10 protein-coding genes are annotated in these 10,933 nt (G+C 62.3%); 7 read left to right on the top strand and 3 right to left on the bottom strand.

Features of this window, described 5'->3' with window-relative positions; genetic code table 11:
- Nucleotides 1-264: 264 nt before the first annotated feature.
- From VMA74_RS12735 to VMA74_RS12710, 6 genes are all read left to right on the top strand, one after another.
- On the top strand, nucleotides 265-1,236 hold the full coding sequence (locus VMA74_RS12735) for a LysR family transcriptional regulator (RefSeq protein ID WP_325367495.1): 972 nt from the start codon (nucleotides 265-267) through the stop codon (nucleotides 1,234-1,236).
- An 89-nt stretch (nucleotides 1,237-1,325) separates the two neighbouring features.
- Nucleotides 1,326-2,036, top strand: coding sequence for an SDR family NAD(P)-dependent oxidoreductase (locus tag VMA74_RS12730; protein WP_325367493.1), 711 nt, complete (start codon nucleotides 1,326-1,328; stop codon nucleotides 2,034-2,036).
- Nucleotides 2,037-2,085: 49 nt separating this feature from the next.
- Nucleotides 2,086-2,322 carry a 4-oxalocrotonate tautomerase family protein gene (locus VMA74_RS12725; protein ID WP_325367491.1) on the top strand — a complete coding sequence of 79 codons (237 nt, stop codon included), beginning with the start codon at nucleotides 2,086-2,088 and terminating at the stop codon, nucleotides 2,320-2,322.
- Between the two features lie 36 nt (nucleotides 2,323-2,358).
- Nucleotides 2,359-3,648: an MFS transporter gene (locus VMA74_RS12720; RefSeq protein WP_325367489.1), complete on the top strand. Its 1,290-nt coding sequence runs from the start codon at nucleotides 2,359-2,361 to the stop codon at nucleotides 3,646-3,648.
- A gap of 173 nt (nucleotides 3,649-3,821) precedes the next feature.
- Nucleotides 3,822-4,820, top strand: a complete 999-nt coding sequence (locus tag VMA74_RS12715) for a YncE family protein (RefSeq protein ID WP_325367487.1) — start codon at nucleotides 3,822-3,824, stop codon at nucleotides 4,818-4,820.
- 209 nt (nucleotides 4,821-5,029) lie between these two features.
- Nucleotides 5,030-6,148: a hypothetical protein gene (locus VMA74_RS12710; protein ID WP_325367485.1), complete on the top strand. Its 1,119-nt coding sequence runs from the start codon at nucleotides 5,030-5,032 to the stop codon at nucleotides 6,146-6,148.
- Nucleotides 6,149-6,180: 32 nt separating this feature from the next.
- Here the strand turns inward: VMA74_RS12710 and VMA74_RS12705 are convergent, their stop codons facing one another.
- From VMA74_RS12705 to VMA74_RS12695, 3 genes are all read right to left on the bottom strand, one after another.
- Nucleotides 6,181-7,167, bottom strand: coding sequence for a hypothetical protein (locus VMA74_RS12705; protein ID WP_325367483.1), 987 nt, complete (start codon nucleotides 7,165-7,167; stop codon nucleotides 6,181-6,183).
- Between the two features lie 187 nt (nucleotides 7,168-7,354).
- A complete protein-coding gene (locus tag VMA74_RS12700) occupies nucleotides 7,355-8,962 on the bottom strand; it encodes a hypothetical protein (protein WP_325367481.1) in 1,608 nt (535 codons plus the stop codon).
- Nucleotides 8,963-9,237: 275 nt separating this feature from the next.
- The gene (locus tag VMA74_RS12695; RefSeq protein ID WP_325367479.1) at nucleotides 9,238-9,690 is read right to left on the bottom strand and encodes a DUF3574 domain-containing protein; all 453 of its coding nucleotides are present in this window, start codon (nucleotides 9,688-9,690) and stop codon (nucleotides 9,238-9,240) included.
- 451 nt (nucleotides 9,691-10,141) lie between these two features.
- Between VMA74_RS12695 and VMA74_RS12690 the strand changes: the two genes are divergently transcribed.
- The coding region (locus tag VMA74_RS12690; RefSeq protein WP_325367477.1) for a TonB-dependent receptor plug domain-containing protein at nucleotides 10,142-10,933 on the top strand (792 nt) is incomplete at its 3' end.

Raw genomic sequence — 10,933 nt, 5'->3', positions numbered from 1 at the left:
AGGCGGCAGGCTTGAGCGGTTATGGTGCGCATTGGGCGGGGCAAGGCGCACCGTTGGCGCGAGCGTTGTCCACCGCAGCCCTGATGCAGACGCTGGAAAGCGAATTGGCCAGTACGCTGGCATGAAATCCCAGCTCTATTGAGGTCTCCGCTGCTGGGATTTCATCCCAGCCTACGCGCGCGGCAACGCTGCTATGCGCGCCACAAAACCTGTAGCAAACTCCGCGCAGCCATTGCTCCATTCCATCACTGCGAGGCATGCCCCATGGACCGCATCGACGCCATGAAAGTGTTCGTTTCGGCGCTGAATGAAGGCAGCCTTGCCGGCGCAAGCCGCAAAACCGGGCGATCTGCAGCCGCGGTGAGCCGGGCGATTGCCTTTCTCGAAGCGCATGTCGGTGTACCGCTGCTGCACCGGACCACACGCTCCATCAAGCTGAGCGAAGCCGGCGAACGCTATGCCATGGCCTGCCGGAAGGTGCTGGCGGATCTGGAGGAAGCGGATCGCCAGGCCGCCGGGGAGAAGTCGGTGCCGCGCGGCACCTTGACCATCACCGCCACCGTGTATTCCGGCGTGGAATTGCTGCGACCGATCGTCGACGCTTTCATGGAGCAACATCCGACCGTCAACGTGCGCATGTATCTGCTGGAACGGCCGGTCAACCTGATCGATGAAGGCATGGACCTGGCCTTGCGCATTACGCATCTCCCCGATTCGACACTGGTGGCACAGCGTGTCGGGGACGTGCGCAGGGTTGTCGTGGCCTCGCCGCGTTACCTGGCCACGCATCCGCGCATCGACGAGCCGGTGCATCTGTCCAAGCATCCCGTGATCGCCTTGCAGCACAGCGGCACGGATTCGTGGACGTTTCCGCCGCTGGAGGGTTCGGCCGTACCGCAATCCGTCCCCATCATGCCTCGCCTGGTGGTGAACAACGTGCGTGCCGCCATTGCATCGACCGTGGATGGGCACGGTGTGACGCGCCTTCTGTCGTATCACGTAGCATCGGAAATCAAGCAAGACTTGTTGCGCATCGTGCTGGCCGATGCGGAACCCGCACCGATTCCCGTCCATCTCGTTTCACCGTATGGACGTCTTTCCGTGCCGAAGGTACGCGCTTTCGTGGACTTTGCGCTGCCGCGCCTGCGCAAGCAGTTTGCGAGCCTGGCGCGGGATGCGGAAACCAAGCCCGACACGCCGATTCCACCGCGCCGCGGAAGAGTGTCTGCCGGATAGCAGGGATTCGATAACACGCATGACGAGCCTAGATTGAAGGTGTCGGCGCTAGCGCTGGCTTCCCTTCCTTCCTATAAGAGATCGTCATCATGAGCAACTCACGCAAAGTCGCCATCGTTACCGGCGCATCGCAAGGCATCGGCGCAGCCCTGGTCAAGGCGTTCCGCGATCGCGATTACCGCGTCGTCGCCAATTCGCGCTCCATCAAACCGTCCGGCGACCCAGACGTGCTGGCCATTTCCGGCGATATTGCCGATCGCGCGGTGGCCGAACGCATTATCAAGGAAGCGCTGGACCGGTTCGGCCGCATCGACAGCTTGGTGAACAACGCAGGCGTGTTCGTGGCCAAGCCGTTTACCGCCTATACCGCTGAGGACTACGCCAATGTCCTCGCCACCAACCTCAATGGTTTCTTCCACATCACGCAGCTGGCCGTCGCCGAGATGGAGAAGCAGCGCAGCGGGCACATCGTGAACATCACTACCACGCTGGCGGAATACGCCATCGATGGCGTGCCGTCGGTGCTCGCTTCGCTGACCAAGGGTGGCCTGAATGCAGCAACCAAGTCGCTAGCGATCGAATACGCCAAGCGCGGCGTACGCGTCAACGCGGTAGCGCCCGGCGTAATCAAGACGCCGATGCATGCACCTGAAACCCACGCTGCGCTGGCCTCGCTGCATCCGGTCGGCCGCATGGGCGAGATCGGCGACGTTACGGACGCCGTGCTGTATCTGGAATCCGCCGGTTTTGTCACGGGCGAAATCCTGCACGTCGACGGCGGCCAGAGCGCCGGTCATTGACAGCCTCCGGGCGAGCGCAACGCTCGCCCGGCTACCGAGGAGCATCGTCATGCCTATCGTCACTATCAAAGTCACCCGCGAAGGTTCAGGCCCAAGTCGCCATGCGCTGACCGCGGAAGAAAAGGCTGCATTGATCAAGGGAACGAGCCAGCTGTTGCTGGACGTGCTGAACAAGCCGCTCGAATCCACGTTCGTGGTGATCGAGGAAGTGCCGCCGGAAAACTGGGGCTGGGGTGGATTGCCCGTGCCCGAGTACCGAAAACAGCAACAGTCAAAACACCAATGACCGATTCCATTGCACACGACTAACCAGGCAACCCCTATGTCAGCGCAGGCAGATACAGGTGCTTACGGCGTCGGTGGCGCCAGCGCGCCAGCCAGTTATGCAGAACGCAATGCAAGGTACTGGAAACGCAACTTGCTGGTGTGCGTGTTCGGTTCCTTTACCACGCTGGTCAGTCTCAGCATGCTGCTGCCGTTTCTGCCGCTATACGTGCAGCAACTGGGCGTAACCTCGTCTGCTGCGGTGATGCAGTGGTCTGGCGTCGCGTTCGGTGCAACGTTTCTGGGCACTGCCCTTACGGCACCGCTATGGGGTCACCTGGCCGATCGCTACGGCCGCAAGCCGATGCTGGTGCGCGCGGCCATCGGCATGGCCATCATGATGTCGCTGATCGGCATGGCGCACAGCGTGATCGAACTGGTGGCGTTGCGGCTGGTTGCCGGCTTGGCCGGCGGCTACGCCTCGGCCTCGATCGTGATGGTCGGTACGCAAGCGCCGCGCGAGCGCGCCGGCTGGGCGCTCGGCATCCTGTCGACCGGCGCATTGACCGGCAACCTGGTTGGGCCGCTGGTCGGTGGTTTTTTGCCGGGATGGGTGGGTATACGCGGCACGTTCTTCGTCGGCGGCGCCTTGATTGCTGTCGCGGCAGCCGCGACGGTGTTGCTGGTGCGGGAAGATTTCGATCGCGCGCGGGATGTCAAAACCCGGGTCAATGCAAGGAGCGAAGCGGCTGCGCCTCGGCAACGCATGCTTATTGCCGCACTGCTGGTCACGGCGATGATGGTGCTGCTGGCCAACATGTCGATCGAGCCGATCATTACGGTCTACGTGGCGCAATTGGGTGTCGCCGCCAATCGCCTTGCCCGCACCGCCGGCATCATCATGGCCGCCTCCGCATTCGGGAGCATGCTGACCGCCGCGCGCCTCGGCGCACTCGCCGATCGGGTAGGAAGCTGGAAAGTAATCGTCGGCTGCCTGCTGGCAACCGGACTGGTGATGGTGCCGCAAGCCTTCGTGGCGCAATGGTGGCAGCTGGCGCTGCTGCGCGCGCTGATGGGAATGACCATCGCCGGGTTGTTACCGGCGATCAGCAAGCTGGTGCGGCACATTGTGCATGAGCACAGCATCGGCAAGACACTTGGTTACTTGCAGTCGGCACAGTTTGCCGGACAGGTGATCGGGCCGCTGATCGGCGGCCAGATGGGTGCAAGGTTTGGACTGTCCGAGGTGTTTTTTGCAACGGGTTCGTTGTTGGTATTGTGCGCAGGGCTCAACTATGGGGTGTATCGCCGGCGCGCAGAGGCCAGGATACAGCCCCGGCTTTACTAGGTTTTCCGACACCCGATTTCACCCAGCCTGCGGACTGCGCGTCATCACGCAGCAACGGCAAACCCTGGCGGTGGGCGCCGCCGGCCCGAGGTTTGAAGCTTTCCATAAGCTTGGGCAAGGCATCATTGGCGGAAATTCACGTTCCGCCGGAACACCACCACGGGAGTCGTCACATGAAAAAGCAAATCGCCCAGGCACTCGCCCTGGCGGGCCTGCTCTGCACGCCGCTATGGGCTGCCGCGCAAAGCGCAGATACCTACAAGGTCACGCATCAATATGCGCTCGGCGGCACCGGCGGCTGGGACTACCTGTCGCTGGACCAGGCCGCGCATCGCCTGTTCATTGCGCGCGATGACCGGATCATGGTGGTCGATCCGGCCAACGGCAAGCTAGTAAAGGAGATTCCCGGCATGAAGCATGTGCACGGCGTAGCGCTGGTGCCCAGCCTGCATCGCGCCTACGCCAGCAACGGCCACGGCGACAATGTCAGCGTGATCGACCTGAACACGCTCAAGGTGATCGGCCATATCGCCGTCAGCGGCAAGGACCCCGATGCCATCCTCTACGATCCGGCCACGTCGCACGTGCTGACCATGAATGGCGACAGCAACAATATCAGCGTGATCGATCCGGCCAGCGGCAAGGAGCTCTCCACGATCGCGCTGGATGGCAACCCCGAGTTCGCGGCAGCCGACGGCCAGGGCAATGTCTACAACAACATCGAGGACAAGGCCGAGCTGGCACATATCGATACCAAGACCGGCAAGGTGTTGAACACCTGGTCGCTGGCGCCGTGCGAAGGTCCCACCGGCCTGGCGCTGGATGTGGCGAACAAGCGCGTATTTTCCGCTTGCGCGAATGGCTGGCTGATCGTGACCGACGCGACCGACGGCCATCAGGTGGCCAAGCTGCCGATCGGCAAGAAGCCCGATGCCGCGGCTTACGATCCGCAATTACATGAGGTGTTCGCCTCCAGCCGCGAGGGTGTGCTGAACGTGTATCACCAGGATTCGGCGGATCAGTACTCCACGGTGGCGGATGTGCCGACCATGAAGAGTGCACGCACCATGGCGCTGGATACGGCCGCGAACCAGGTTTATCTGGTGGGCGCCAAAGTGGCGGAGAAAGGCAAGCCGGTGAGCGGATTTACGCTGCTGGTGGTGGGTAAGTAAGCCGCAAAGGCGAAAAGCTCCCTCCCCTGCGGCAGTAGGGGAGGAGACGCATCATGACGAGCGCGAGATACATGCTCCGCTTCAACCACAGCACACGCCCACCCGCTTCCTTGGCGGGCACGCGGCCCCTGTTCACCCATGGGACATTGGAAACCGGCGACACTTCACGCTCTCCAATGTCCTTCCAGCTTTAAAAACAGGGAATGCTCGTGCCGTACCGCAAGACCTTTCGACGCTCTTTTCACCCCTTGGCTTGCCTGCTGCTGTCGGCCTCCTGCCTGGGCCTGATTCCTGCGGCGCAGGCGCAAAAAAGAGCGACGCCCGCGCAAACCGCCCACCAGCTCAACATGCAGGTGAACGATGACCGCATGACGCTGAGCGTGGCCCGGGTACCGCAGATCTACCTGTACGGCCCGATCGATCCCGATGCACCGCGACGCTTCGAATCGTTGATGCGGTCGGGCCGCATCAAGTCGGGTTCGGACGTCTATTTGAATTCGCCCGGCGGCAGCGTCGAGGCCGGCATGGCGTTGGGCCGCTTGTTCCGGCAAGGCTCGATCGTGACGCACCTGGGCGTGCCGCGGCTTCCGCGGCAGACAAGCGCCAGCTACTTCAACCGCTCGGCGATATGCGAAAGCGCCTGTGCCTATGCCTATCTCGGCGGCGTGTACCGATGGGCGGTAAGCGGCACTGATCGCATCGGTTTTCCGACCTACCCTGCGCAGCAGACGCCGGCAGACGTCACGGCCTATCTGAAAGAGATGGGTATCGATCTCGACGCGCTCACCGCTTCCTCTACCGGACCTGCGCCTACCGGGCCGGCACAGGATCCAACGCTATGGCCCAACGGCGAGCAGATGATCGCCAAGGGCCTGGCCAACAACGGGCGGCAGGATCTGATCGCCACCTACAAGTATCTGCAAGGCGCACCTTATCTCGAACTCAAGCAACAGGATCGCAACGGCGAACACAAGATCAGTTTTTTGTGCAAGCCTGGCGGCGCCGAACTCACCACCTATGACACGATTGGCGCCGTGCGTGCTCGCGGCATCGTGACACGCGAACAGCACTCCTATTTCGAACTCAACCAAAAAGAGACACTGCCGGAAGATCGCGGCGGGGTCTCCGTGGTGGACGAATCGGTGGTGATGCAACGCGTCTATCCGTTGAACCAGTTGCAGCAGCTGGCTTCGGCGCAGGCAATGGGCGCGTGGGTGCGCGATCGCCAAGGTATCCGCTACGGCTTCGCCTTCGAAGTGACGGGCGTGAAAAAGGTGCTCAACGATTTCTATAGCGCCTGCACCCAGGCCACGCAGCAACATTCCTGAGACGCCAGGCTGGGATTTCATCCCAGCCTGCTTCAATCCATCACTGCCAACACGCACTCGTCCGCGCCGCAACTGCGGCAGCACACGGCAAAGATCGACAGGCCTTGCGATGCCACCGCCGGCCCGATCAAGCCTTCCAGGTAACCGCTGAAGAACTTGCAGCTCGAGCGGCCTTCTTCCGTGCACAACGGGCTGTTGCGGATATGCAGCTGATTGCCGGAATAATCCACCTCCGCCAGCGTGCGCAAAGCCGGGATGCCGATGCGTCCCATCGCCTCGTCCAGGGCGATCTTCGAGCTCGTGGCATGGTTGCGCTCGAACAGCCAGGCGCCGATGCGTTGGCCGGCCAGCGCCAGCGACGATTCACGCGCCCCCTCTTCCACCGCTTGCTCCAGCTTTTTCAGCCACGGGAATACCTGCGGGTAATCGCCGATCATTTTTGGCAGCAGTTTTTCCACCGCAGCCTGGTCGGCATCGAGCTGGACCAATTCCTTGAACGGTTCCGCCGGTGGCGCGGCCACGGCTGGCGCTGGAGCCGGCGTGCGCATGAAGACGAACTCGGGTTCCGCTTCAAGCGCCGGCTCGGACAGCAACAATGGCTGCGGCTTTACGAAGGCCTGCGAGGCGTCCACAGCCGACGGCGGACTCACTGGCGGCACGGCATCGGGCGCCTTGGTCGAAGGCTTGGCTTCGGCCGGCTTGGATGTTTCGGCAGGCGGCGGTGGCGGCACGTAGTTGGCAGCGACCGAGCGCGACGCGGCGAAATGCGGCTTCGAATGCCCCTCCAGCACCGGCGAAATCTCGAAGCTGATAATGCGCTCGAGTTTATCCAGCGCCGCTTCCAGCGCACGCTGTTTGCGTGCAAGCCCGCGCACCACCATGGTGAGCAGCACACCGTTGCGATCATCCGCCAAACGCTGCCGCACCAATGCAAAGCCGCACGCGGCAGCGCATCGTCCCACGTCAATGAGCAACCCCTCGCGCGCAAGCGCGAGTGCCTGTATTTCCAGCTCGATCATTAGGCCCCCCTGTGTTCGATGCTGGTGGTGCATGAAAGGCGAGAAGCATGAATGGTTTCGCCCATGATTACCGTGATGTGTCGCAAATGACATGCAACAGCATGCACGCATTCGGTACGCATTGCAGCAAAAGCTATCTCTTCAGGCCAATTCGCGCGTTTTGACGACTGACGGCGCCGTTTTTTTGCTACGCGTGAGCCGCACCCGGCTCGCCGCGCCAGAATGAAAACACCAGCAGCACGCCGGCCAGGGCGAGATAGGCACCGGCAAATTGGAAGGCAATCGCGCGCATCGCCGGATCGAGCGTCCACGGCAGATACAAATTGCCGGCCGGCATCACCGAATGGATGATGCCGAACACGCTCAGCACACCACCCAGCAAAGCGATCCACGCCGCGCGGCGCGGCTTGTGGTCGATCATGGCGACCACAAAGCTGGCCCAGATCATCGAGGTGATGATGAAGCCGTTGCCGAGCACGTTGATCACCGCCAGCTCCGAAATGCCTTGCGAGGTATCGTGGTATAGCGCCGCGAAATGATCGGGCGCGACGTAGGTCGGATCGCCCAGCTTGATCGCGACCATGCGCGCAATCGCCGGAAAGAAACTGAATACCACTGCTGCCGCATAACGTAAGGGCGTGGCCTCGAACGCCTGCGTAGTGATGCTGATGGCGATGAACACCAGGATCGGCGCAAGCACCGCCAACGGCAGCATTTCCACCAGGTTGGACAGGTAACCGAAGATGCCGCCCAGGCCGACCACGATGCCGGTGATCAAGGTGTAGCCGGTGCGCGCGCCCATTGCGCGAAACGCCGGCTGGCCGATGTAGGGCGTGGTTTGCGCCACGCCGCCGCAGAATCCGGCGGCCAGCGTGGCCAGCGCTTCCACCAGCAGGATGTCGCGCGTGTTGTAGTCGTCGCCAGCCGCGCGGGCACTCTCGGTGACGTTGATGCCGCCCACCACCATCAGCAGGCCGAACGGCAGGATCAGCGACAGGTACGGAGTCGTCAGCGGCAAGCCATGCACCCATTGCAAGGTTGGCCATGGCAAGGCAAAGCGCCATTGCCACGCAGCCATCGGGTGATAGCCATGCCCCAGCCAGCCCAGCGGCCCCAGCACTTCATACAACAGCACCCCCACCACGAAGGCCACCAGCACGCCGGGCAGGTTCCACGGCATATGGCCGCGCGCCACCAGCGCATACAACACCACGCCGAGGCCGGCGAAACCGACCACCGGCACCTTCATGATTTCCACCAGCGGCAGAAAGCCCATCAGCACCAGCGCGATGCCGGCGATGGAACCCAGCAGGCCCGCACGCGGCACATGCCGCTGCACCATCGGCCCGAAAATCGACAGCACCGTCTTCAGCACGCCCATCACCACCAGCGAAGCCATGCCGAGCTGCCAGGTGGCGATCGCCGCCGCGTGCTCATCCATGCCCGCCTGCTTGTAGCTGAGAAAGGCCGGCCCCAGCACGAGCAGCGCCATACCGATGGTGGTGGGCGCGTCGACGCCCAGGGGCATGGCGGTGGTGTTTGCGTTACCGGTGCGCCGGGCCACGCGCCGCGCCATCACCGTGTACGCCAGATTGCCGAGCAGGATGCCCAGCGTGGTGCCGGGGAACATGCGCGTGTAAACCAGGTCGGCGGGAAAGCCGAAGATGCCGATCAGCGCGGTGGCGAGGAAGGCCATCACGGAAAGGTTGTCCACCAGCAGGCCGAGGAAGCCGTTGAAATCGGCGCTGACCACGTGGGGGAGTTTGCTGGCGGTTGGGGTCACGGGTTGTCTCATGTGGTTAGGGATACGGGCGTTGGCATATCCCTGCATTTTTCTTGCTGCGTGTGAGCGAAGTCGGGCATCACACGAATGCTGTTCCGAAGCGATTCGTCATTCCGGCGTTCGCCGGAATCCAGTTAATACGTCGTGCGAAGCACACAAACCCTTTATTTCGTGTGCTGTGCACGGCATTTCACTGGATTCCGGCGTTCGCCGGAATGACGAGCATTTGATATCAAATGACACCACCGCAGAAGGAAGTTCGATCAAGGTAAACAACAAACTTTCCGCTAGAACGACACATCCGCCGGCTGCGTCACCCGCAACACCGACTGATCCCCCGTGCGCTGCTTCCACGCCGCACGAATGGCTTCGACCTTGCCGCGGTTGTCCGCGCTATCCAGGTAATAGATCACCAGGAGTTTGGAATGCAGGCGTTCGGGGGTGGATTCCTGCTTGCCCTGCCACTGCCCGTACACGTCGATCACGGTCAGGCCGTCGGGAAAACGCGGCGTGACTTCCTTGTCGAGAAACGCGCGCCATTGCGCTTCGCTGATGCCCTGCTCCGGGTGATCGGCGGGACCCAAGCCGAAGTACAGCTTGGTGTCCACCCAGTTTTGCGTCTGCGCCGGATGCGCCGCATCGCCCTGCAAGGTGGAGGAAACGGCCGGTGCCGGCGTGGTGGCGCAAGCGGCAAGCTGCAACGCGAGCACCGCGGCGAGCAGCGAACGATGGATCTTCATGCCTTCCCCTTCGAAGCGTTTGGACGTCCAGACCGGTGCATCCTGCCCCGAGTATTCATGACTGGCAGGCGCCTTAGCAACCGAAGGCCTTCGTCTGCGGCGGCCGGCGTTTCAAACGAGCCGTTCGCAATTTGTTGCGTAAGCACACCGTAAGTCCATTTTCATGTTTTCGCATGGCGCGGCCGGATGAAAAATCTTCCAAAATATTTATTGCCGAAAATTCAATCGCTTTCCTTGCACATCTCGACCCAGCGCGCGCAGGGCCAAGCATGCGATCTAGACAAGATCGCGTCCTTACGATAAACAAATTGTTACATCGCAGCATTGGGAGGGAGCCGGCGGGTAGACCGGCTTCTGCGGTGCTTCATTTGTCATCACGGGCCATGCGGGTGCCGGCAGGGACTGGGCACGCGTTGTTGGCCGGCACATTTCGTTCCGGGGAAAACCAGGCATGCACACATCCGCAGTTCGTCGTCACAAACCGCTTTGGCTTGCCGTGGCTGCGGCCCTGATACTGGGCGCCACCGGTATCGCGCATGCCGACAACAACGCGCCCGCGTCGGATGCCGGCAACGGCACCGCGAATGACAAGACGCACAAGAGCACCACGCTCTCCAGCGTCAACGTCAACGCGCAATCGCTGGCCGGCGGCCTGATGGCGGTACAGGATCAGCCCAAGCAGGTATCGACGATTACCGCGCAGGCGATTGCCGAAGTGCCGATCACCGCCGATTACACGCAGATCATCAACAGCGCGCCGGGCGTGAACTCCGCCTCCAGCGACGGCTTCGGCCTTACCGATGCCAGCAGCTATACGATCCGTGGCTTCAATGCGAGCGAAATCGGCGTCACGCTCGACGGCGTGCCGGTCAACGATGCCGGCAACTATGTGCCGTATGCCTCGGAATACGGCGAAGCGCGCAATTACGAATCGATCAACGTGACGCAAGGCTCGGCCGACCTCGACATGCCGGACCTGGGCGCGGTCGGCGGCCACATCAGCTTCATCACCCGCACGCCGACGGAGAACTTCAACGTCTACGCCGGCCAGACCTTCGGCAGCGACGATGCACGCAGCACCTACCTGCGCATCAACACCGGCGCGATCGGCCCGGTCCGCAGCTGGATTTCCATATCGCGCAACTCGGACGACAAATGGCGCGGCGACGGCTACAACCATATCGACCGCATCCAGGCCAAGTCGGTGTGGACGATCGACGAAAACGACAGCCTTACCGCCAAC

Origin of the sequence: Dyella sp. (assembly GCF_035508675.1) — a bacterium.
Taxonomy (GTDB): Bacteria; Pseudomonadota; Gammaproteobacteria; order Xanthomonadales; family Rhodanobacteraceae; genus Dyella_B.
Note: the sequence above shows the minus strand (reverse complement) of the source record. Positions and strands in the feature narration are given on the sequence as shown.